Below are 23,103 nucleotides of genomic sequence, written 5' to 3'. Positions count from 1 at the left end.
ATCGTCAGTACTGATCTACCGATAGATACCGTCGATCAAGACGCCTGCAGCGATTTTTGGTACAGCGCAAAACACGCTTCTGCGAGCGCGGAACGCGGTGCGCTGCGGCGCATGATCAGGCCCAAGCGAGCCAGGGTGTGCGCATCTGCGATAGGTTGCAGGCGCAGGTGTTCGGTCAAGGCGTCGAGGCCTCCGTCCAGCGGCATGACCGCACAGCACAGGCCGCCATGCACAGCTTGTAACAATTGATGCACGGCGTCGGTTTGCAGCAGCGGCTGCGGGTTGAGCCCCCGGCTGTGGAAATTGTGGTCGATGGATTGGCGAAAATGCATGCCGCCGGTGAGCATGCCCAGGGGCAATTCGATCAGCGCCTCCCAGCTCAAGGGCTTGTCACCGAAACTGAAGAACCGTTGGTCGTAGAGCAGGCCCATACGGGTTTCGCCCAAGGCCAGTGAGTCGAATCGCTCGCTGTCCAGGCGTTCCAGATAGGAAACCCCCAAGTCCAGGCGATTGCTTGCCAACTGCTCAAGGATTTGCTCGGAGCTGAGGGCCGACAGTTCGAAGCGCAGGCTTGGGTGTTCTTTGTGCAGCTTTTGCATGAGTGCCAAGGGGTCAAAGCTCGACAGCGGCACCACGCCCAGGCGCAGTGTGCCCACCAGGTTGCCCCGGCAGGCCGCAGCCTCGGCCTGCAAGCCGTCGTAGGCGGCGAGCACCGTGCGCGCCCAGGCCAGGACGCGCTCGCCTGGCGCGGTGAAGCCTTCGAAGCGCTGGCCGCGATTGACCAGCGGCAAGTCCAACTCTTCTTCGAGGCTGCGCAGGCGCATCGACAGCGTTGGCTGGGTAATGTGGCAACGCGCCGCTGCCTGGCCGAAGTGACGGGTCTCGTCGAGGGCGATGAGGAATTTCAGCTGTTTGATGTCCATCTTCGCTCCAGGGCTTATTCCAATGGCGGGGGGATTCTAGCGCGTTTAGGTCTTTGGCCGGCCTGGAACCCAAATCCGTAGGACTGGTCTAGTCTTGGGCATCTGGAATTCAAATACCAAGGAGAGCGCACTATGAGCATTTTTAGCTTTGTTAAGGAAGCTGGCGAGAAGCTGGTCAAGCTGTTGACACCCGGTAATGCCAACGCCAGTGATGATTTGAAAAAGCATATTGAAGATGTGGGGCTGGGCAACCCGAACGTGCACGCCACCGTCGACGGTGACAAGGTGACGATCAGCGGTGAAGTGGCCAGCCAGGAAGAGAAAGAAAAAATCATTCTGGCAGCGGGCAATATTGCTGGGGTTGCTAGCGTGGAGGACCAGATTACGGTCTCCGGCCCGGTGGTTGCGGCGGCACGTTTTGTCGTGGTGAAAAAGGGCGACACGTTGAGCGCGATTTCCCTGGCGGTGTATGGCAACGCCAACCAGTACAACAAGATTTTCGAGGCGAACAAGCCGCTGTTGTCGCACCCGGACAAGATCTACCCAGGGCAGACATTGCGTATTCCTGAGTAAAACGCAGACCAACATGTGGTAGCGGGCTTGCTCGCGAAAGCGGAGTGTCAGTCACGGAATGTGTGTCTGATACACCGCTTTCGCGAGCAAGCCCGCTCCCACGTTGGGTTCAGAGTCCGGCAATTAGGTCGCGGTAGTCATCGACTGCCTCGAACTCACCTGTGTCCTTGGCACCTTTTTTACTGTCAGGCTCTTTGACCGCCAGCAAATGATTCACGCCGTACGCTTTGGCACTGCGCAGAATCGGCAACGTGTCATCAATAAACAGGCTACGCGTTGGGTCGAATCCGATATCGGCCTGCAGTGCATCCCAGAATTGCGGGTTTTCCTTGGCGAATCCGTAGTCGTGGGAGCTGATCAAACGTTCGAAATATGGCGCCAGTTCAATGCGTTCCAGCTTCAATGACAGCGAATCACGATGAGCATTGGTGATCAGGATCACCCGCTTGCCAGCCTGTTTGATCGCTGCCAGGAACGTGTCTGCATCCGGGCGCAGGGCAATCAGGTGGGCGGTTTCCAGCTTGAGTTCGCGCACCGGCAGCTTCAACTCCGCGCTCCAGAAGTCCAGGCAATACCATTGCAATTGTCCTGCATTACGCTCGAACAGCGGCTGCAGTTCCATCTCGGCCATGGCCCGGCTCACTCCATGCAACTCGGCGTAGCGCTGGGGCAGATGCTCCATCCAGAAATGGTTGTCGTAATGCAGGTCGAGCAGAGTGCCGTCCATGTCCAGCAGGACAGTATCGATGGCGTGCCAGGGCAAAGAGGGCATGGGCAGTTCTCATGTAAGTAAAGATATCCGACACAGACAATCGGAAAAGCCACGGTATAGTAACCCGATCACGCCAAGGAGCCGCTTATGCGCCAGAAACCCACCGTCCTCGCCCGCGAAATAGTCGCCAGTAGCCGTTTGTTCCGCGTGGAGGAAGTGCAATTGCGCTTTTCCAATGGCGTTGAACGGACCTACGAACGCCTGGTAGGTCGCGGTGCCGGTTACGGTGCGGTGATGATCGTGGCGATGATCGATGACGATCACGCGCTGTTGGTGGAAGAGTACTGCGGCGGTACCGATGAATATGAACTCTCCTTGCCCAAAGGCTTGATCGAGCCCGGCGAGGATGTGCTGGCGGCGGCGAACCGCGAGCTCAAGGAAGAGGCCGGCTATGGCGCGCGCCAGTTGGAACACCTCACCGAGCTCTCGCTGTCTCCTGGCTACATGAGCCAGAAAATCCAGGTGGTGTTGGCCACCGACCTCTATGAAGAACGCCTTGAAGGCGATGAACCCGAGCCAATGCGTGTAGACAAGGTCAATCTGCGTGAGCTTTCGATGCTTGCGCAAAACGAGCAATTCAGCGAAGGCCGTGCCCTGGCTGCGTTGTACCTGGTACGCGATCTGTTGACCCAGCGTGGAGTGTTTAACGCATGAGCGAACTGTTTTTAGGCCACCCGTTTATTGCGCCCGTGATCGAGTTGGCTCGCCAGGCCGGTGAAGTGATCCTGCCCTACTGGCGCGCCGATGTGGCAGTGACCTCCAAAGCTGACGATTCACCGGTGACAGCTGCCGATCTGGCGGCCCATCACCTGATCCTTGCAGGCCTCACCACACTCGACCCCAGCATTCCGGTGCTGTCCGAGGAAGACGCGGATATCGATCAGAGCGTACGTGCAGGCTGGCAGCGCTGGTGGCTGGTAGACCCGCTGGATGGCACCAAGGAATTTATCGCCGGCAGCGAGGAGTTCACCGTCAATATCGCCCTGATCGAACAGGGTCGCGTGGTGTTTGGCGTGGTGTCGATGCCTACCAGTGGTCGTTGCTACTTCGGTGGTGCTGGGCTTGGCGCCTGGCGTTCGGATGTGAGTGAGCCGCCCAAGCAGATCCAGGTGCGTGAAGCGCCGGCGACCGGTGAGTCGTTCACCGTGGTGGCCAGCCGCCGGCATTCCAGCCCCGAGCAGGAGCGGTTGCTGGAGGGGCTCAGCGAAGGGTTGGGCGCGTTGAAGTTGGCGAATATCGGCAGTTCGTTGAAGTTCTGCCTGTTGGCCGAGGGCAGTGCCGATTGTTACCCGCGCCTGGCGCCGACCTCGCAGTGGGACACCGCAGCCGCCCAAGGTGTGCTGGAAGGGGCAGGGGGCGAGGTGCTGGAGTTAAGCGGTGAGCCGTTCAGTTATCCGGCGCGGGCATCGTTGTTGAACCCGTTCTTTTTGGCGTTGCCAGCGAAGGCTGCGTGGCGAGAGCGCTTGCTCAGCCTGGCACGGTCTTAAGCCCTCAGCAGATTTAAAATGTGGGAGCGGGCTTGCTCGCGAACGCGGAGTGTCAGTCACTGAATGTGTTGCTGATACACCGTATTCGCGAGCAAGCCCGCTCCCACATTTGGTTTTGTATGAAGGCTTCTAGCGGTGCAGGACGTATTGGCCGGTGAAGGCTACTGCCCGCTCCTCGCTGCCCTCATTCACAATCCACGTCTCCAGCGTCAACCGTGCTCGGCCGTAACGCTTGTACGTCGCCACAAACCGCTTCCACACCTTATCTTCCGGCGCTTGGCATACAACGGTCGCATCGCGCGTGACCGGCAGCGGGTAACTGATCTGCCCTTCCTGAATCACGATATGCCCGTCTTCAATACCTTCCTCACGCAACTGCAAATGCAGCCAACCCCAGCCCGCCAGCACGGCGCCGCAGTAGAGACTGCCGCCAAACATGGTGCTCTTGTGATTGATATTGGCTTGCAAGGGTAGATGCAGTTCCAGCCTTGCATCTTGCCAGTCACGCACCTTGAGGCCCATCTCCCGGGTCAGGGGGATGTCATGGTGAAGGACGGATTCGAGGTAACGGCTGTCGCGGTTCATGGTGAACTCTTTAGAGGGGCTCATTCGTCGTCGGCACTTTGGTTGGCAAAGTTCAGGCCGTGCTTGCGCAATTTGTCGTGCAGGGTCTTGCGCGGTACGCCGAGGGCTTCGGCGAGGCTGCGCATGGAGCCGTGGGGGCGGGTCAGTTCGGCAGCGATCAGGCTTTTTTCGAACTGCTCGACCTGCTCGCTCAGGCCGCCGGGTGTGGAGGTCAGCACGCTGGCGGAAGGGTTGTCCGGCGTGGCATCCAGCGCCAGTTCCAGGCCGAGGGCAAAGCGTTCGGCGGCGTTCTGCAATTCCCTTACATTGCCGGGCCAGCTGTGGCGCAGCAACAACGCGCGTTGTCCGGGCTGCAGTTCGTGCAGCGGCAGGCCGTGGCGGCTGCTGGCTTCGTCAGCGAAATGCTGGAACAGCATCAACGCATCTTCGCCACGCTCGCGCAGCGGCGGAATACGCAGCGGCGCAACGTTGAGCCGGTAATACAAGTCGGCGCGGAAACGGCCCTGGTCGGCGGATTGGCGCAGGTCTTCCTTGGTGGCGGCAATGATGCGGATATCCAGCGGGATCAGCTGGTTGCCCCCCAAACGCTCCACCACCCGCTCTTGCAGCAAGCGCAGCAGCTTGACCTGCACATCCAGGCTCATGCTTTCGATTTCATCCAGGAACAGCGTCCCGCCGTTGGCGAATTCGAACTTGCCGATACGGCGTTTTTGCGCGCCGGTAAACGCGCCGGGTTCGTGGCCGAACAGTTCACTTTCCACTACCGATTCGGCCAGCGCGCCGGCGTTGATCGCCACAAAGGGGCCGCTGCGCCGACTCGACAGGTCGTGCAGTGCGCGCGCGACCACCTCTTTGCCGGCGCCGGTTTCGCCGAGGATCAGCACATCTGCCTTGGTCGCGGCCAATGCGCCGATCTGCTCGCGCAGGCGCAGCATTTGTGGCGAGTGCCCCACCAGCCGCGTGCTCAGTTGTTGGCGATCGCTGAGGGCCAGGCGCAGGCTGCGGTTGTCCAGCACCAGACGACGCAGGGCCAGGGCGCGGCGCACGCTGTCGAGCAGGGCGTCGCTGGCGAAGGGCTTTTCGAGGAAGTCATAGGCGCCGGCGCGCATCGCTTGCACGGCGAGTGGCACGTCGCCGTGGCCGGTGATCAGCAGCACCGGCAGCTCCGGGTCCTGGCCATGTAGTTCGGCGAGCAACTCCAGGCCGTCCATGCCGGGCATGCGAATGTCGCTGACCACCACGCCCGGCCAGTCCCGCGACAGGCGCGCAGTCAGGCCGGTGGCTTCGCCCAAGGTCAGGACTTTCAGCCCAGCCAGGTCCAGGGTCTGGCACAGGGCCTGACGCAGGTGTGGATCGTCGTCGATCAACACCACCTGAATCCCGTTATCGATACTCATACGCTGCGGTCCTCGGACGGTTGCAGACTGACGCCCGGCGAGCCGGCACGTAATTTCAAGGTTAACAGCGCGCCGCCTTCCTTGTGGTTGGCAAACAGCAGTTCGCCGCCAAAGGCGCGCATCAACGTGTCACAGATCGCCAGGCCCAACCCCAGGCCCTGGGTGCGGGTCTTGGTGGTGTAGAACGGCTCGCTGGCGCGCCCCAGCGCCTCCATGCAAAAACCCGGGCCGTTGTCGCGAATGTACAGGTTGACGCCCTGTTCGGTGGTTTCGGCACTCAGCCAGAGTTTGCGCGGCGGGCCTTTTTCGGTGAGGGCGTCGAGGGCGTTGGCCAGCAGGTTGCCCAGCACTTGGCGCAAGCGAGTTTCGCCGGCCTGTACCCACAAGGTTGCCTCGGGTAAATCGCGGATCAGTTCCACTTCCATCGAGCGCCGCCGCTTGGCCAGCAATGCCAGGGCATCGTCCAGTGCTGGTTGCAGGGCCACGCTCTCCGGCGCATGGCGGTCGCGGCGGGCGAAGGCGCGCAGGTGGGCGATGATCGAGGCCATGCGCCCGGTCAGTTCGCTGATCAGCTTGAGATTGCCTCGGGCATCGCTGGTACGCTCGTGGTCCAACAAGATCTCGGCGTTTTCCGCGTAGCTGCGAATCGCCGCCAGCGGTTGATTGAGCTCGTGGCTGATGCTTGCCGACATGGTGCCGAGCGCCGAGAGTTTGCCGGCTTGCACCAGGTCATCCTGGGCGCGCACCAACTCCTGCTGGGCATGTTCGCGCTCCAACACTTCCTGTTTCAGGCGTCGGTTGAGGCCTTCCAGATCGCTGGTGCGCTCGATTACCCGCGCTTCCAGTTCACGGCGGGCCTTGGCTTCGAAGGCGATGCGTTCCAGGTAGTGTCGACGGCGTTGCATCATCAGGCCCAGCAGCAACATCAGCACCAGCAATGTCGCGCCGCCGACCGCAACCACCGTACGTACGGGACGGGTGATGAGCGAACGCGGCGCGAGGATTTCAACATTCCAGCCAGTCTCGGCGATGGCCGTGGACTGGCGCAGCCAGGCGGTGCTGCTCAGGGTCAGCGGCTGCGGGTCGCGGGTCGGGTAGGGCTGGATCGCGATAATGGCCTGGCGTTCTTCTGCGGTCAGTGGTCGGGTGGCTCGGAATCGCCATTGCGGGCGCGAGGTGAGGATCACCACGCCGTTATGGTCGGTGACCAGCAGTTGTTCTGGCGTGTTGCCCCACAGGCTTTCGGTATGGTCCAGGTCGACCTTCACCACCAGCACGCCGATGATGGTGTTGCCATCGCGTACGGCGGCGGCGAAGAAGTAACCGCGCTTGGCCGAGGTGGTGCCCAGGCCAAAGAACCGCCCGAGGCGTCCAGCCATGGCTTCACTGAAATACGGCCGGAACGAGAAATTGCGTCCGACGAAACTGTCCTGTTTGTCCCAATTGGAGGCGGCGAGGGTCTTGCCGGTGGTGTCCATCAGGTACATCACTTCCACCCCGGCCTGGGCTGCTACATCCTTAAGCAGCAGGTTGGCGTTCACCAGGTTAGTGCTGACGTCGGGTGCGTCCAGCGCGGTGCGTAGCGCCGGCAAATCGCCGAGGATTTGCGGCAACACCTCGTAGCGGTGCAGGGTTCCCAACAGGTTGGCGACGTACAGGTCGAGGGTCTGGCGGTTTTGCCCAGCCAGTTCGCTGCGGTAATAGCGCTCGGCCAAGTGCTCCAGCGGCCACAGCAGCGGCGCCAGGCACAGCGCCAGCAAGGCGAGGCTGCGCCAACGGGGTCTTCGCGGAAGGGGTGGAGTCATGGGAGTCGTGCGCCTGTGGGTACAGGCGCATTATGCCTAGTGCTGCTCTGCAAGACACTCGCGCAATGCGTCTTGCCACTGCGGTTGGCTGACGTGCCATTGCTGTTGCAGGCGGCTGCAATCGAGCCGCGAATTCAGTGGGCGCTTGGCGGGCGTTGGGTAGGCGCTGGAAGGGATGGCCTCCAGCTCAGCACATGCCTTGCCCTGGGCGCGCAGGTGTTCGCCAATTGCCTCGGCAAAGCCGAACCACGAGGTTTCACCTTGGGCGGTCAGGTGGTAGATACCCCACGCCCCAGCTTCACCGGACTGCCAGCGCTCGATCAGGGCACGGGTACTGGCGGCGATGGTGCCAGCCCAGGTCGGTGCACCGATCTGGTCGGCGACGATGCGCATGTGGGGTTTTTCTTGCAGCAGACGCTTCATGGTCAGCAGGAAATTCTTGCCGTGGTTGGAGTAGACCCAACTGGTGCGCAGGATCAGGTACTCGCCGCCCACGGCCACAATCGCCCGCTCGCCGTCCAGCTTGCTCTGGCCGTAGACGCCCAGGGGGTTGGGCGTATCGGCTTCGTTGTAGGGCGTGGGTTTGCTGCCGTCGAACACGTAGTCGGTGGAGTAGTGGATCAGTGGAATGCCCAGTGCCTTGGCTTCTTCGGCGAGGATGCCAGGGGCGATGGTGTTGATGGCGAAGGCCGCATCTGGCTCGCTTTCTGCCAGGTCGACGGCGGTGTGGGCGGCGGCGTTGATGATCAGGTCGGGCTGGTGGGCGCGGATTTGCGTGCGAATCTGGTCGGTGTTAGCCAGGTCCAGTTGGTCGCGGCCCAGTACGATCAACTCGCCTAGGCCTTGAAGTTGCTGTTGCAGCGCTTGGGAGACTTGGCCGTGTTGGCCGGTGATGAGGGTTTTCAGGGGCACGGTCATTGGAATAGATCCGCGTCTCTGAGACTCTTGCCGTTTTGATCCTTGGCGGACAACGTGGGAGCGCCGTTGAGTTGCCAGTCAATATTGAGTTCCGCGTCGTCCCAACGAATGCAGCGCTCGGCTGACGGTGTGTAGTAGTCGGTCGTTTTATACAGGAATTCGGCGTACTCGCTGAGTACCACGAAACCATGGGCAAACCCAGGTGGAATCCACAGTTGGCGGCTATTGTTGGCCGACAGTCTAACGCCTGCCCACTTGCCGAAGGCCGGTGAGCTCTTTCGGATATCGACCGCGACATCCAGCACCTCACCAGCAGTCACGCGCACTAGCTTGCCCTGCGCATGCTCAACTTGGTAATGCAGTCCGCGCAATACGCCTCTTTGCGAGCGCGAATGGTTGTCCTGCACAAATTGCTGTTCCAGCCCGGTGGCTTGAGCAAAATCCCGGGCATTGAAACTCTCATAGAAAAAACCGCGTTCATCGCCAAATACCTTCGGCTCGATGATCAATACACCGGGCAACTCAGTGGCGGATACATTCATATGGATTATCCCCTGCGAGGGTGAACAAGTATTGACCATAGCCGGTCTTGCCAAAATATTTGGCTCGCTCCAGCAGGTACTCACGGTCAATCCAACGATTCTGATAAGCAATTTCTTCCAGGCACGCCACTTTCAGACCCTGGCGGTGTTCAATGGTTTGCACGTAGAGCGAAGCTTCCAGGAGACTGTCGTGGGTGCCCGTATCAAGCCAGGCAAAGCCTCGGCCGAAGCGTTCCACATGCAGGTCACCGCGCTTGAGGTAGGCGTTGTTGACGTCGGTAATCTCTAGCTCGCCTCGGTGTGAAGGTTTGACAGCCTTGGCGATCTCGATCACGTTGTTGTCGTAGAAGTACAGTCCGGTCACGGCATAAGGCGACTTCGGCTTCAGGGGCTTTTCTTCGATGGAGAGGGCACGACCCTCCTTGTCAAAGTCGATGACGCCAAAACGCTCCGGGTCTTTGACCCAGTACCCGAATACCGTCGCTCCGGAAGGTCGCTTGGCGGCCGCACGCAGTTGTTCGCCGAAGTACTGGCCGTGGAAAATGTTGTCACCCAATATCAGGCACACCGGGTCATTGCCGATGAATTCTTCGCCAATGATAAAGGCTTGGGCCAGGCCGTCCGGCGTGGGCTGTAACGCATAGGTGAAACGCACGCCGAATTGGCTGCCATCTCCGAGCAGATTGCGGTATTGCGGTAAGTCCGCCGGGGTGGAGATCACCAGAATGTCTTTGATCCCCGCCAGCATCAGCACCGAGATCGGATAGTAGATCATCGGTTTGTCGTAAACCGGCAGCAGTTGCTTGGACACGCCCAGGGTAATGGGGTGCAGGCGGGTGCCGGTACCTCCTGCCAATACGATTCCCTTCATCATGCAATCAGATCCTTTATTTCGCTGTTACCCAATCGTTCGCCCTGATAACTACCGTTCTGGACCCTTTGGCACCATTCCAGGTTATCCAGATACCACAGCACGGTCTTGCGCAGGCCTGTCTCGAAAGTCTCTTCGGGGGTCCAGCCGAGTTCACGCTCAATCTTGCTGGCATCAATGGCATAACGCTGATCGTGACCTGGACGATCTTTGACGAAGGTGATCAGGTCAGCGAACTTTTCAACGCCCGCCGGGCGCTGAGGTGCCAGTTCTTCCAACAGCCCACAGATAGCACGTACCACATCGATGTTCGTTTGCTCATTGTGGCCGCCGATATTGTAGGTTTCGCCCACGACACCTTCGGTCACGACTTTCAGCAGTGCGCGTGCATGGTCTTCTACGAAAAGCCAATCACGTACTTGCAAGCCATTACCATAGACCGGCAATGGCTTGCCTGCGAGGGCGTTGAGGATGACCAGCGGGATCAACTTTTCCGGGAAGTGGAACGGTCCGTAGTTGTTCGAGCAATTGGTCAGCAATACCGGCAGGCCGTAAGTGCGCTGCCAGGCGCGAACCAGATGGTCGGAAGCGGCCTTGCTCGCAGAGTACGGCGAACTGGGCGCGTAGGGTGTGTTCTCGGTGAAAAGGTCATCGACGCCATGCAGGTCGCCATACACTTCGTCAGTGGAAATGTGATGAAAACGGAAGGCGCTTTTGGCGGGTTCGGCCAGTTTCTGCCAGTAAGCGCGGGCGGCCTCCAACAGGCTGTAAGTGCCGACGATATTGGTCTGGATAAAATCCGACGGACCGTCAATCGAGCGGTCGACATGGGACTCCGCTGCCAAGTGCATGATCGCCTGTGGCTCGAACCGCGCCAGCACGGCACTCACTGTGGGCTGGTCAATGATATCGGCCTGGACAAACTCATAGCGACTGTTGGAGGCGATGTTGGACAGCGATTCCAGGTTGCCTGCATAGGTGAGTTTGTCGAGGTTGAGCACTTCATGCTCGGTGTGTTGAATCAAGTGACGGATCAGGGCAGAGCCGATAAACCCAGCGCCGCCGGTGATGAGAATGCGCATGTCGGAGGGCCTTTTCCTTAGACGGACATTAAGCGAATGAAGCATAGCTTGAGTTGTGCGAAGGGGGGACGCAAGTTCGGTCTGTGCAGGGGTTGCCTAACCCACCCTAACAATGGCGATATACACGTCTAAAAAAATAGAGGCCACAACAATGCTGCTCGCCACGCTGATCCACCGTGCCAGTCTACCCTGCCCGCAAGTAGGCCCCGACCAGGCGGCGCGATTGCTTGAGCAGTATTACGGCCTCACGGGCACCTTGCAGTCTTTGGGAAGCCAGCAAGACCTCAACTACAAAGTCGACAGTGCTCGCGGGCGGTTTGTTCTGAAAATCTGCCGGGGCGACTATGCCGCCGTGGAGTTGCAGGCCCAGCACGCTGCGCTTAATGCCCTGCAGGCTGTGCGTGTGCCCAAGGTGATCAAGGCGCTCAACGGCGAAGAGTTGCTGACGGTGACGGTCGATGGCCAAACGTTGCACCTGCGGGTGCTGGACTACATCGACGGCCAGCCCCTGACTCATCTGCCGCACCTGGGCCGCGACGTGATCGCAGGTTTTGGTGACCTGTGTGGCCGCATGAGCCAGGCGCTGGCGTCTTTTACACACCCTGGCCTGGACCGCACGCTGCAATGGGACCCGCGTCATGCCATTGAATTGATCTCGCACCTGCTGGCGACCTTGGAAAACCTGCCCCACCGTACCGCGCTGGAACACGTAGTCGCCCATGTCGAAACACGCATCCGGCCCTTGGTCGAACACCTGCCTTGGCAAGCGGTGCACATGGACATCACCGATGACAATGTGGTGTGGCAGCGCGATGCCGAGCGCCATTGGCAGCTTCAGGGCGTGATCGACTTTGGCGACCTGGTGCACACCTGGCGCATTGCCGATCTGTCGGTCACCTGCGCGGCTCTGCTGCACCATGCCGAGGGCGACCCCTTTGCGATCTTGCCGGCGATCCAGGCGTGCCACGCGATTACGCCGTTGCAGCACGAAGAATTGCAGGCGTTGTGGCCATTGATCGTCGCCCGTGCCGCCGTGCTCGTGCTCAGCAGCGAACAGCAGCAGCGCCTCGACCCGCACAATAGCTACCTGCTGAAAAACGCCGAGCATGAGTGGGAAATTTTCCATGTGGCGACGTCGGTGCCCTTTGAACTGATGGAAGCGGCGATTCTGCGCAGCGTAGGGCACACGCCGGCACCACTGGCCAGTGAGGGCTTTGTGCCTTTGCTGCCTGGATTGGTGGGGCGCGAATTTGCGTTGATCGACCTGGGGGTACTCAGCCCGCATTTCGAGGCGGGGAACTGGGAGCAGGCCGGTATTGATCAACGCTTGTTGCAGGAGGCAGCAGCGGTGCATGGCCTGGCGGCGAGTCGTTATGGGCAATACCGGCTGTCGCGCACCCAGCCTGACAGCGCCCATGAGCCAGCGACTTTCCCCCTGCATGTCGAGCTGCATGTGCCGCAGGGTACCGCCGTCGAGGCGCCGTTTGCGGGCACTGTGCGCCTGGGGCGCGAAGGTGAGTTGCGGGTGCACAACCGTGAGGCAAATGTACGGTTGTGGGGCGTCACGGCGCTGTTGCAGCCCGGCGCCGCCGTACTCAAGGGCCAAGTGATCGGTGAAGTGGCCGGCCCGCTGACCGTCCAGCTTTGCCGCACAGACCTGCCGGCGCCGCTGTTCTGCACGCCGTCCCGGGCGCAGGCGTGGCAGGTCTTGTGCCCATCGCCAGCCGCCTTGCTCGGGCTGGCCTGTGATGCCGAACCGGAGCTGGACCCCGAGGCCCTGCTGGCCCGTCGCGACGCCAGTTTCGCCCGTTCGCAAAAGCACTATTACGCCGATCCTCCGCGCATTGAGCGCGGCTGGCGCAATCACTTGATCGACATGCAGGGCCGCTCCTACCTGGACATGCTCAACAACGTGGCCGTGCTCGGCCACGGCCACCCGCGCATGGCGGCCGTGGCGGCGCGGCAGTGGTCGCTGCTCAACACCAACTCGCGTTTCCACTATGCGGCGATTGCCGAATTCTCCGAGCGCTTGCTGGCGCTGGCACCGGATGGCATGGACCGGGTGTTCCTGGTCAACAGCGGCACCGAGGCCAATGACCTGGCGATCCGCCTGGCGTGGGCCTACAGTGGCGGGCGCGACATGCTCAGTGTGCTGGAGGCGTATCACGGCTGGTCGGTGGCGGCGGATGCGGTGTCCACCTCGATTGCCGATAACCCCCAGGCGCTGAGCAGCCGTCCGGATTGGGTGCACCCGGTGACCGCACCGAATACCTATCGCGGTGAGTTCCGAGGGCAGGACAGCGCGCCGGATTACGTACGAAGCGTGGAACACAATTTGGCGAAAATCGCCGCAAGCAAACGCCAACTTGCCGGCTTCATCTGTGAGCCGGTTTACGGTAACGCCGGGGGGATCTCCTTGCCACCGGGCTATTTGCAGCAGGTGTATGGGTTGGTTCGTGCCCAAGGCGGCGTGTGCATCGCCGACGAGGTGCAGGTGGGCTACGGCCGTATGGGCCACTTCTTCTGGGGTTTTGAGGAGCAAGGTGTGGTGCCGGACATCATCACCATGGCCAAAGGCATGGGCAATGGTCAGCCGCTGGGCGCTGTGATCACCCGTCGCGAAATCGCCGAGGCGCTGGAGGCCGAAGGGTATTTTTTCTCATCCTCAGGGGGCAGTCCGGTGAGTTGCCGGATCGGCATGGCGGTGCTGGATGTGATGGAGGAAGAAAAACTGTGGGAAAACGCCCAGGTGGTTGGGGGGCATTTCAAGGCGCGATTGGAAGAACTGATCGACCGTCATCCGCTGGTGGGTGCGGTGCATGGCTCGGGTTTCTACTTGGGCTTGGAGCTGGTACGGGATCGAAACACCCTGGAACCGGCCACCGAAGAAACCGCAGTGCTGTGTGATCGCCTGCGGGAACTGGGGATTTTCATGCAGCCCACCGGTGACTATCTGAACATTCTCAAGATCAAGCCGCCGATGGTCACCTCCAGGCGCAGCGTGGACTTCTTTGTCGACATGCTGTCGAAGGTGCTGGATGAGCAGCTGTAATTAGTCGATTGTTATCGGCTATCTTCTGTCATATTTACTGTCTATCATCTTTGGTGGCTTTTAAAGCCGATTTTTATCCGTTATAAAGTCGACCTCACCCCTATTCGGAGCCCTGATCGCCATGACCACCCTGCACAGCACACCCCGCGCCGATGGCTTTCATATGCCTGCCGAATGGGCGCCACAGACTCAAACCTGGATGATCTGGCCCGAGCGCCCGGACAACTGGCGCCTGGGCGGTAAGCCGGCGCAGGCGGCGCACGTCGCGGTGGCAAAAGCCATTGCGCGGTTTGAGCCAGTGACCGTTGCGGTTTCCGCCGGTCAGTACGAAAACGCCCGTGCGCGCCTGGATGTGCCGAATATTCGCGTGGTGGAAATGTCCAGCGATGACGCCTGGGTACGGGACACCGGCCCGACGTTTGTGATCAACAACAGCGGCGAAGTCCGCGGCGTGAACTGGGACTTCAACGCCTGGGGCGGCTTTGACGGCGGCCTGTACGCGCCTTGGAACCGTGATTCCCAGGTGGGCGGCAAGATCCTTGAAATCGAGCGCGCGCCGCGCTATCGCACCGAAGGTTTTGTGCTGGAAGGCGGTTCGATCCACGTCGATGGCGAAGGCACCCTGATTACCACCGAAGAGTGCCTGCTGAACCGCAATCGCAACCCGCACCTGGACCGTGCCGAGATTGAGGCGGTACTGAGCGCCAACCTGGCTGTGGATAAGATCATCTGGTTGCCGGATGGCTTGTTCAACGATGAAACCGACGGCCATGTGGATAACTTCTGCTGCTACGTGCGTCCGGGTGAAGTGCTGCTGGCCTGGACTGACGATGCGCAAGACCCGAACTACGCACGTTGCCACGCTGCCATGGACGTGCTGCAAAGCAGCACCGACGCCCAGGGGCGCCCGTTCACAGTGCACAAAATGCCAATTCCGGGGCCGCTGTATGCCACCGAGGAAGAATGCGCCGGTGTCGATCCGGTGGACGGCACCCAGGAACGTAACCCTACGGTGCGGCTGGCTGGTTCCTACGTGAACTTCCTGATCGTCAACGGCGGCATTATCGCGCCGAGTTTCGACGATCCGCTGGACAGCCAGGCCAAGGCGATTCTGCAGAATCTGTTCCCGCAGCACGAAGTGGTGATGGTGCCGGGCCGCGAGTTGTTACTGGGCGGTGGCAATATCCATTGCCTGACCCAGCAACAGCCAGCTCCGCACAAAAATTGAGTGCAGTTGTAACATCACAACGGCGGTGACCGGGGACTGACCGGTTTCAACGCACAAGCCAAGCCCGCGGCCCTGCAAGGTCGCGGGCTTTTTTGTGTCCGTATGCCTATAAACACGGCACATTGGCATAGCTCTTGTATCGGTGTTGCAACAGTGACCCAAGGCGATGACCGCACAGTTCTGTAATAAACCTTGAGTAAGTTAGCCGCTCACGCAGTAGGAGAGAGCGCTGAAATGAATGCCGATATCAACCTGAGATACACGCGCACGTTCCACCCCTTGCGGGTCAACGGCGACGCGATCCATGCGCTGGGGCTCTGGTTGAAGGAAAACGGCTCGCGGCAGGTCAGGCAGCCCGATCTGCGCAGCATGATGAGTGAACGCTACCCGGTGGGGTTGTTCAGTGAGGATGAGGTGCGTGTGTTGTGTGACGTGCTGAATAACTGAACAACACGTCGGTCAAAACAGTGGGAGCGGGCTTGCTCGCGAATGCGGTGCGTCATTTACCAAATAAGTGACTGATACACCGTATTCGCGAGCAAGCCCGCTCCCACATTTGGACTGTATCCGGCTTTAGAAACTGTAGGTGCCCGTTACCACCAGGCTACGCGGCTCGCCCGGCTGAATCTGCGCCACGCTGGTCGCCGACGCGTAGTAGGTCTTGTCGGCGATGTTGTTCAGCGCTGCTCGCACGTCCCATTCCTTCTGGCGCAAGCCGACCAACGCATCCCAGCGTCCATAACCCGGCAGCACCACGGTGTTGAGGCTGTCGGCGTAACGGTCGCCCACCAGGGTCAAGCCGGTTTCGGCGTACCAGCCCATTTCCGGCTTCCAGGTAATGAACAGGCTGCCATTGCGCTTGGCCACGTCGCTGACGCGCTTGCCTTCAAAGCCGTTGTTGTCTTTCACCACCGTGGCGTCTTGCAGGCCGATACCGCCGCGTACGTACCAGTTGCCAACGATCTTGCCGGTGGCGGTCAGCTCTACGCCACGTGAGCGTTGCAAGCCACTAAGCAGGGTGATGGTACGGTCCAGCGGGTCGGCGGTGCGGCGGTTGTAGAGTTCCAGTTCGTACACCGCCAGGGTGGTGCTCAGGCGGTCGTCGAGCCAGTCGCTCTTGACCCCGATTTCCTTCTGCTTGGTCAGTTCCGGGCTCAGGTCGTTGACGCTGCCGGAGGCGTTCGGGGTGATACCGATCACGCCGCCCCCCGCCGGGGAAAACGTCTTGCTCCACGAGGCGTAGAACGAGTGATGCTCGAGCGGCGTCCACACCAGGCCGAAACGCGGGCTGGTGCTGTGGCTTGCGACAGCCTGCTGGGCGTTGGTCAGTTTGTTCTTGGTGTCCACTTCAAAGTGGTCGTAACGCAGGCCGGCCAGCACTTGCCACTGATCGTTAAGGCGCAGTTGGTCCTGCACGTAAACCGCACGGGTTTCGACTTCGGTGTGGGCGTTGCTCCATACGTTCATCCGCCCGGTGTGACTGAGGTTTCGATTGGGCTTGTTGAGATCCAGGCTTGGCACGTTTGTGCCGGTATAGAGTTTGGGGTCACGACGCTGATTGCCCAGTTCAAGGCCGGTGAGCAGGCGATGTTCCAGGCCGTAGGTACTGAAACCGCCTTCCAGCTCGACGTTGTTGAAGAGGTTGAGGGTGGTCAAGTCCTGCTGCCAGCGTTGGCGTGTGACGCGGTTGGTCGCTGGGACATAAGCGGTCAGGTAGGTGTTGTCGAAATCACTGTCGAGCTTGAACACACCCAGTGTCTGGCGCAGTTGCCAGTTGTCGCTGAGCTCATAGGTCAGCTTGGAGCGCAGGGACTGGGACTTGTCGTCGATGTAGTCGCGGCTGTCGCCGTAAGTGGTGCTGCGGCTTACATCTGCCGGGCGACCGTTGACGCCTGGAATACCGCGGTCGGGCGTGCGGTTGTAACGACTGTATTCGTATTGCACCAACCAGTTGAGGTCCGGCGTGAGCTGCCAGCTCATCGACGGCGCGAACAGCTGGCGATTGCCGCTGACACCATCGCGAAAGCTGTTGTTGTCCTGGTTGCCCATGTTCAAGCGCAGGCTGATGTTATCGGTGGGATCGGTGCTCAGGTCCGCGTACAGACTACGCAAATCGTTGCTGCCGCCTTGGGCCTCGATACTGGATTTATGCCCCGCCATCGGCAGCTTGCTCACACGGTTGACGATCCCTCCCTGACCGCCTCGCCCGTAGAGCACAGCGGCCGGCCCCTTGAGCACTTCGATGCGCTCGATATTGTGCAAGTCGCGCACGTACTGGCTGTCGTCGCGAATGCCGTCCAGATAGAAGTCATTGCTCGCGTCGAAACCCCGGATGCGCAAGCTGTCGAAGCGCGTGTCGGCGCCGCTGCTGACGTTGGGAATGCCGCTCAAGGCCTGGCCCAGGTCATTGGTGCCGTAGGAACGCAGGCTTTCGGTCTTCACTGAATCGATCGCCTGGGGCACGTAGCGAACCGGCGTGGCCGTGCGGGTAGCGGTGCTGGTTTCCTTGACGCGAGGGTCGTCTTCGTCCGCTTCAGCGCTGATCGAGGTCTCGGGCAAGGTGGTGGCCGCACAGGCAAAACCGGCAGACAGCAGAACGGAAAGCCCAAGGGTCATGGGCGTCAGGCGAGGGGCAGGCATGGGGGAATGTATCCGAATTATTAGGGAGGAAATTACGCGTGAATGGTAATGCTTTGCATTTGCGCGCGTAACGAGTTCCCAAATGTATCGGCTTTGAAATATGTTACGAAATGTGTTTTAAGGGTCGTAAGGAAGGGGTTTTGGTCGTTTTCAGAAAGGCTATAGGCCGTTGCTTAGAATTATTTCGCCTAAATACAGACGATTCACGAAATTGACACATAGTTCAACGCGCGACTAGGATTGCGCCCAACGCCTGTGGCTAACCGCCATGACTCATCCAATAAAAAAAGGCCCGCGGCATGTTAAGTCGTCCGCGGGCCTTCTTTTTTCCGGAAAAAGTCGACACCAGAAAAGCAACACGGAGCCTGGTGTTACAGCGCGTACTCAACCAGTGATAAGGAATACAAGAAAATGTTGAAGCAACGGATGAGTCTGATCGCTCTGGGGATTTTGAGCGCATCGGCCGCAATGGCAAACGACCAGGAGCAATCCAAGGGTTTCGTCGAAGACAGCCACCTGAACATCGCAGCACGTAACGCTTACATCAGCCGCGACTACAAGAACCACAAGCAAGATAAAGCCGAATGGGGCCAAGGCTTCATCGGCAAGTTCGAGTCCGGCTTCACCCAAGGCACCGTTGGTGTGGGTGTGGACGTGATCGGCCAATACGCTATCCGTCTGGACGGTGGCCGAGGCCGCGCTGGCGCGGGTGGTATCGACTTCTTCAAGACCGGCCCAAGCACCACGCGCGCGGATGGCTCCACTCGCAACGGCGAAGCGGCCGACGATCTGGCCAAGGGCGGCGCAGCCGTCAAATTCCGTGTTTCCAACACTGTGCTGAAATACGGTGACCAGTTCCCGGCCGTGCCGGTTCTGCAGTACGACAACTCCCGTCTGCTGTCGGAAACCTACACCGGTACTTCGATCGTTTCCAAAGAGATCGAAGGCCTGCAACTGGACGCCGGTCACTTCACCAAGGAAGCTCGCAAGAGTGCCGAAGGCACCGACAGCGGCAACCTGAAGAGCATCGACTACCTCGGTGGTAGCTACAAATTCACCGAAAGCCTGTCGGCTGCGCTGTACGCCTCCAACATGCAGGACGTGCTGAAAAAGCAATACGTCAACGTCAACTACGTGCTGGCTCTGCCAGAGAAGCAGTCGCTGACCTTTGACTTCAACGGCTACAAAACCAAGCTGGATCGCAGCTTTGCCGAGCAGCGTGGCGATGGCGACGCGCGCGACAACAAGATCTGGAGCCTGGGCGCTACTTGGGCTGTCGGCCCGCACAGCTTTACCGTGGCTCACCAGCGCAGCACCGGCGACACTGGCTACCTGTACGGCGGCTACCGCGACAATACCAAGGACACCGGTATCGGCGACGGTGGCAACACCATCCTGCTGGCCAACTCCTACTGGTCTGACTTCAACGGCAAGGACGAGCGCTCCTGGCAAGCAGGCTACGGCCTGGACTTCAGCGCCTTCGGCGTGCCTGGCCTGAGCTACAACGTTGCTTACGTGCGCGGTACCAACATTGACGACGGCTCTGGCCGTGGCAATGGCACCGAGCGTGAAATCTTCAACCAGTTCAAATACGTCGTTCAGAGCGGCCCAGCCAAAGACCTGAGCCTGCGTGCTCGTGCCTCGTGGTTGCGTGTGTCCAGCAACGCCAGCGATTACAACGTAGGTGGTAACGAACTGCGTCTGTTCGCCGACTACCCGATCAACGTTTTCTAAGTGATCGTGTGTAGCGCCTGATTCAAGGCGATAAAAAACCCCGACTGGTTCGGGGTTTTTTTATGCCGGTGGATCAGTCCTCGCGGTGCTGCCCAGCCATAGAAAGCCCATCACAAAAATGCCCAGGCACATAGCTGCGCCGAGCGCTGACAGTGGTGTGCCTTTCAGGCGTTCCGGGGCGAGCCAGGGGCGGCTGATCGCGAACAGCCCCCCAAGGTGGCCAGCAGCAACGGGAAAATCACCAGCAGTAAGATCAGCTTCAGGGCGTTCATGGGAGTCCGTTCACAACGCGATGATCCTGGTTATACCGAAAAATCGCGCTGCGTGGCTGCCTCGGGGACGCGTGGTGCCTGTTGCTGCAATTGCTCGCGGGCTCGTGAAGCGTTGATGTAGTCGACCAGCAGGTTCAGCACGTCGCTGCTGTGAACACGCTCCCCGTCGATACACAGGTACTCGGTGCGCAAGGTCAGTACGCGATGCCACTTCTGACGCCACACGCCGGGTACGCCAAAACCTGTGGCACGCGCTGCCGGCCAAGGTGCATCGGGTTCCAGATGCACAAACACGTAGAGCCCAGCACTATCCACCACCTCCACTTTGGCAATGTCCCGAATCGGTAACGGTTGCGCCAAGTTGTTGTAGAACAGGTGATCCGGCGTGATGCGCAGTGCGGTGAGCGGCGAACGTTTGATCAGCCGGGCACCCCACACCAAACCCAGGCATGCGAGCCCGGCAGCAACCCAGAACGCCAGGACTTTATCCTCGCTGAACCGCCCAGGTGCCAAGCCATTCAACATCAGCAGGAACAGCAGCAGCGCGGCGCACGGCAACGCGATCGCCACGATCACGATGCCTCTGAGTCGCGCGCCTTCATGCAAGGTGAACTCGCCTTCGACGGCGCTGGCGAGCGTCTCAAGCTCTTCGGTGTATTGCGTGTCTTGATTGACCGCCGCAGTGACCCGCTCAACCGACAGTTGCCGACACAGTGTCAACGCATCGCTGAACCAGGCGTCCAGCGCCGCGTTCGCCACGGGTGTGCTGGTGCTGCGGGTTGCGCTGGCCAGTACGTCCTGCACCGGCACACCCAGTGCCTTGAGCCGTTCACCGGTGGCCGGCAAGCGGTGGGTAGGATGGGGCAGGGGGTTGATCAGGTCGTGGTTGGACAGCTTCAACTCACGGTGCTGCAACTCGGTGATCGCTTGCCAGGCAATGTCTTCAACGGCTGGCCAGTTGTGCTTGTTCAGGTCGAGATAGGTCTCCAGCAACGTCTTGACCTGCGGGCCGAGCACCGCCATGCGCAGCAGCGCCGAGGCCAGTGTGGTGTTGCCTGCCAGGCTCGCGGCCGCTGCGTCCGCTTCATAGTGGCGATTGTGGCCAAGCGCCAGGGCAGCGTTGTGCATTTGAGCCAGGAAGTGATTGCCGAACAGCGCCACAGGTTTCAGCAGGCGCGCTTCGAGGGGCGAGCACTCCTGCAGGTTGGCGGCCAGGTTTTCCAGGTTGCGCCGTGCCCCGTCGAACAGTGGCAGAAAGCGCTGGCTGTACTCGGCCTTGTCCCCCACGAAATGTGCCAATTCATGCCCGACGATGGAACCGACTTCCTCGCGACTCAACAGCGCCAGGTAGCACAGTGGCAGATGTAACGTGCGTCCCTGCAGGGCCAACCCTTCTGGATACAACCAGGTCTCGCAGGCGGTGATATGGAAACCCGGCGACAAACTCACCACGATATGCTCGGGCGGTAGCGCGCCCATTTGACCGGCCCATGCCTCTACCTGACGCCACAATTGAGGCGCCTGGTCCGGGCGTACCAACTGGCCGAACATCTGCCGTGGCGTCGGTTCGAACATTTTCAGCAAGCCGCGGCATCGTTTGAGCAACAGCCATACGCCGTACACACAAAAGGCTTCTCCCAGCAGGGCCAACAGTGCCAGCTTGACCTCGAAGCTCGACAGGCTCCCTTGTTTCCACAGCGCCAGGCACTCGTAGGCCAAAACCAGCACGACCGCCACCGAGACCGTCACGATATGCCCCACCAACCAACCTGGAAGCAGCTGTCGCCCCTCCAGGAACGCGCTGATCAGCATCACTTGAGACTGCTGCGCCCGTTTGCCTGCGCGGTGGATCCACGCCAGCGCTCCTGCGCCGATCAAGGCCGACAGCAGCCCGAAGAAAACCACGCCGGGTGCCAGTAACAGCTGCACACGGTTCAAGCCGTGGGCAACGCCCATGGCGTCCATGTCGATTCGCTGTAGTTCCCAGGCGCCGGTGGCGGCCAGCAATAAAGGGAAGACGATCAATAGGGCAATCAGTTTCAACGCGTTCATTGGCATCCATTCGCAACGCAAAAGTAGTGACGGCGTTATACAGAAAAAACGTTGGACGCGGGATGGGCACGAGCCAGTCAGCAGGGCATGCACTTGTTACGCCGCGTCATTAATGAAGTACCTGGCCCCACCTTTATCCCCAGCTAGCGAACTTCTAGATTGGCCTCACCGCCCGCCCATCACCCCGATGGTCGGCCACTGGAGCCACTGCCATGCCCTTTGTCAGCTTGCGCATCACCCGTGACGGCGTTACCCCGGAGCAAAAAGCCCAGGTCATCGCCGAGTTCACCGAGACCCTCGAACGCGTCCTGCACAAACGCCCTGACCTGACCCACATCGTCATCGAAGAAGTCGACACCGATAACTGGGGCTACGCCGGCATCACCACCACCGAATACCGCAAGTCCCAAGCCTGAACACCTACCGGAGCATCATCATGAGCAAAGTCGTCATCATTACCGGCGCCTCCCAAGGCATCGGCGCCGCCGTGGTCCAGGCCTATCGCGCCCTTGATTACCGCGTGGTCGCCACCTCGCGTTCGATCCAGCCATCCACCGATCCCAACATCCTCACGGTCGCCGGTGACATCGCCGACCCTGCCACCGCCCAGCGCGTCATTCGCGAAGCCCTGGCCACGTTCGGGCGCATCGACAGCCTGATCAACAATGCCGGCATCTTCATCGCCAAACCCTTCACCGCCTATACCCAGGAGGACTACGCCAATGTGCTGGCGGTGAACCTCAATGGTTTTTTCTACATCACCCAACTGGCTATCGCCGAGATGGAAAAGCAGCGTGCCGGCCATATCGTCAACGTCACCACCAGCCTCGTCGACCATGCCATTGACGGGGTGCCGTCGGTGCTCGCCAGCCTGACCAAAGGTGGGTTGAATTCGGCGACCAAATCCCTGGCGATTGAATACGCCAAACGTGGGATTCGGGTAAATGCGGTGAGCCCGGGGATTATCAAGACGCCGATGCACGGCGAGCACACCCACGAGGCGTTGGGGCAGTTACACCCGGTTGGGCATATGGGCGAGGTGAGTGATATTGCCCAGGCCATCGTCTACCTGGAGAACGCCGGGTTTGTGACCGGCGAGATCCTGCATGTCGATGGCGGGCAAAGCGCCGGTCACTAGTGCGGATAGAAGTGTGGCGAAGGAGCCAGCTC

General features: G+C 60.3%; 20 protein-coding genes. 9 read left to right on the top strand and 11 right to left on the bottom strand.

The window, feature by feature from the left end; translation table 11 throughout:
- Window positions 1-35 precede the first annotated feature (35 nt).
- The gene (locus HF257_RS05935; RefSeq protein ID WP_185704622.1) at window positions 36-923 is read right to left on the bottom strand and encodes a LysR family transcriptional regulator; all 888 of its coding nucleotides are present in this window, start codon (window positions 921-923) and stop codon (window positions 36-38) included.
- 132 nt (window positions 924-1,055) lie between these two features.
- On the opposite strand from HF257_RS05935, the gene lysM reads away from it, so the two are divergent.
- Window positions 1,056-1,496: a peptidoglycan-binding protein LysM gene (gene lysM / locus HF257_RS05930; RefSeq protein WP_185704624.1), complete on the top strand. Its 441-nt coding sequence runs from the start codon at window positions 1,056-1,058 to the stop codon at window positions 1,494-1,496.
- 109 nt (window positions 1,497-1,605) lie between these two features.
- Here the strand turns inward: lysM and yrfG are convergent, their stop codons facing one another.
- Window positions 1,606-2,268 carry a GMP/IMP nucleotidase gene (gene yrfG / locus HF257_RS05925; RefSeq protein ID WP_185704627.1) on the bottom strand — a complete coding sequence of 221 codons (663 nt, stop codon included), beginning with the start codon at window positions 2,266-2,268 and terminating at the stop codon, window positions 1,606-1,608.
- An 87-nt stretch (window positions 2,269-2,355) separates the two neighbouring features.
- On the opposite strand from yrfG, the gene nudE reads away from it, so the two are divergent.
- Together nudE and cysQ are read left to right on the top strand one after the other, a co-directional pair.
- Window positions 2,356-2,922, top strand: coding sequence for an ADP compounds hydrolase NudE (nudE, locus tag HF257_RS05920; protein ID WP_185704629.1), 567 nt, complete (start codon window positions 2,356-2,358; stop codon window positions 2,920-2,922).
- The gene (gene cysQ, locus HF257_RS05915) at window positions 2,919-3,755 is read left to right on the top strand and encodes a 3'(2'),5'-bisphosphate nucleotidase CysQ (protein WP_185704631.1); all 837 of its coding nucleotides are present in this window, start codon (window positions 2,919-2,921) and stop codon (window positions 3,753-3,755) included. The genes nudE and cysQ overlap by 4 nt, the downstream gene beginning before the upstream one ends.
- A gap of 129 nt (window positions 3,756-3,884) precedes the next feature.
- On the opposite strand, the gene HF257_RS05910 is transcribed toward cysQ, so the two are convergent.
- Genes HF257_RS05910 through rfbB form a run of 7 tightly spaced genes read right to left on the bottom strand, consistent with a single transcriptional unit; the run spans window position 3,885 to window position 10,955 of the window.
- Window positions 3,885-4,340, bottom strand: coding sequence for a YiiD C-terminal domain-containing protein (locus tag HF257_RS05910; protein ID WP_185705365.1), 456 nt, complete (start codon window positions 4,338-4,340; stop codon window positions 3,885-3,887).
- Between the two features lie 20 nt (window positions 4,341-4,360).
- Window positions 4,361-5,737, bottom strand: coding sequence for a sigma-54-dependent transcriptional regulator (locus HF257_RS05905; protein WP_185704633.1), 1,377 nt, complete (start codon window positions 5,735-5,737; stop codon window positions 4,361-4,363).
- Window positions 5,734-7,542 carry a sensor histidine kinase gene (locus HF257_RS05900; RefSeq protein WP_185704634.1) on the bottom strand — a complete coding sequence of 603 codons (1,809 nt, stop codon included), beginning with the start codon at window positions 7,540-7,542 and terminating at the stop codon, window positions 5,734-5,736. The genes HF257_RS05905 and HF257_RS05900 overlap by 4 nt, the downstream gene beginning before the upstream one ends.
- Window positions 7,543-7,578: 36 nt before the next feature.
- Window positions 7,579-8,460, bottom strand: a complete 882-nt coding sequence (gene rfbD / locus HF257_RS05895; protein ID WP_185704636.1) for a dTDP-4-dehydrorhamnose reductase — start codon at window positions 8,458-8,460, stop codon at window positions 7,579-7,581.
- Complete coding sequence (rfbC, locus tag HF257_RS05890) at window positions 8,457-9,002, bottom strand: dTDP-4-dehydrorhamnose 3,5-epimerase (protein ID WP_185704638.1); 546 nt, start codon at window positions 9,000-9,002, stop codon at window positions 8,457-8,459. Before rfbC ends, rfbD begins: the two co-directional genes overlap by 4 nt.
- Entirely contained in the window at window positions 8,983-9,876 is an 894-nt protein-coding gene (gene rfbA, locus HF257_RS05885; RefSeq protein ID WP_185704640.1) for a glucose-1-phosphate thymidylyltransferase RfbA, read from the bottom strand. The genes rfbC and rfbA overlap by 20 nt, the downstream gene beginning before the upstream one ends.
- A complete protein-coding gene (gene rfbB / locus HF257_RS05880) occupies window positions 9,873-10,955 on the bottom strand; it encodes a dTDP-glucose 4,6-dehydratase (RefSeq protein WP_185704642.1) in 1,083 nt (360 codons plus the stop codon). Before rfbB ends, rfbA begins: the two co-directional genes overlap by 4 nt.
- A gap of 151 nt (window positions 10,956-11,106) precedes the next feature.
- On the opposite strand from rfbB, the gene HF257_RS05875 reads away from it, so the two are divergent.
- The 3 genes from HF257_RS05875 to HF257_RS05865 all read left to right on the top strand — a co-directional run bounded on the left by HF257_RS05875 (window position 11,107) and on the right by HF257_RS05865 (window position 15,682).
- Window positions 11,107-14,007 (top strand): aminotransferase, encoded by a 2,901-nt coding sequence (locus tag HF257_RS05875; RefSeq protein WP_185704644.1) that lies wholly within the window; start codon window positions 11,107-11,109, stop codon window positions 14,005-14,007.
- Window positions 14,008-14,128: 121 nt separating this feature from the next.
- A complete protein-coding gene (aguA, locus tag HF257_RS05870) occupies window positions 14,129-15,235 on the top strand; it encodes an agmatine deiminase (protein WP_185704646.1) in 1,107 nt (368 codons plus the stop codon).
- 234 nt (window positions 15,236-15,469) lie between these two features.
- The gene (locus HF257_RS05865) at window positions 15,470-15,682 is read left to right on the top strand and encodes a hypothetical protein (RefSeq protein WP_185704648.1); all 213 of its coding nucleotides are present in this window, start codon (window positions 15,470-15,472) and stop codon (window positions 15,680-15,682) included.
- Window positions 15,683-15,808: 126 nt separating this feature from the next.
- Here the strand turns inward: HF257_RS05865 and HF257_RS05860 are convergent, their stop codons facing one another.
- Window positions 15,809-17,875, bottom strand: a complete 2,067-nt coding sequence (locus HF257_RS05860) for a TonB-dependent receptor (RefSeq protein WP_185704651.1) — start codon at window positions 17,873-17,875, stop codon at window positions 15,809-15,811.
- A gap of 411 nt (window positions 17,876-18,286) precedes the next feature.
- Here HF257_RS05860 and HF257_RS05855 point away from each other — a divergent pair, with 411 nt between their 5' ends.
- A complete protein-coding gene (locus HF257_RS05855; protein WP_185704653.1) occupies window positions 18,287-19,609 on the top strand; it encodes an OprD family porin in 1,323 nt (440 codons plus the stop codon).
- A 302-nt stretch (window positions 19,610-19,911) separates the two neighbouring features.
- Here the strand turns inward: HF257_RS05855 and HF257_RS05850 are convergent, their stop codons facing one another.
- On the bottom strand, window positions 19,912-21,933 hold the full coding sequence (locus tag HF257_RS05850) for a M48 family metallopeptidase (protein ID WP_185704655.1): 2,022 nt from the start codon (window positions 21,931-21,933) through the stop codon (window positions 19,912-19,914).
- Window positions 21,934-22,145: 212 nt separating this feature from the next.
- On the opposite strand from HF257_RS05850, the gene HF257_RS05845 reads away from it, so the two are divergent.
- Together HF257_RS05845 and HF257_RS05840 are read left to right on the top strand one after the other, a co-directional pair.
- Window positions 22,146-22,349 carry a tautomerase family protein gene (locus HF257_RS05845; protein ID WP_016979078.1) on the top strand — a complete coding sequence of 68 codons (204 nt, stop codon included), beginning with the start codon at window positions 22,146-22,148 and terminating at the stop codon, window positions 22,347-22,349.
- Between the two features lie 20 nt (window positions 22,350-22,369).
- Entirely contained in the window at window positions 22,370-23,071 is a 702-nt protein-coding gene (locus HF257_RS05840) for an SDR family NAD(P)-dependent oxidoreductase (protein ID WP_185704658.1), read from the top strand.
- The last annotated feature ends 32 nt before the right edge of the window (window positions 23,072-23,103 follow it).

The sequence above is a fragment of the Pseudomonas cremoris genome, from assembly GCF_014230465.1.
Note: the sequence above shows the minus strand (reverse complement) of the source record. Positions and strands in the feature narration are given on the sequence as shown.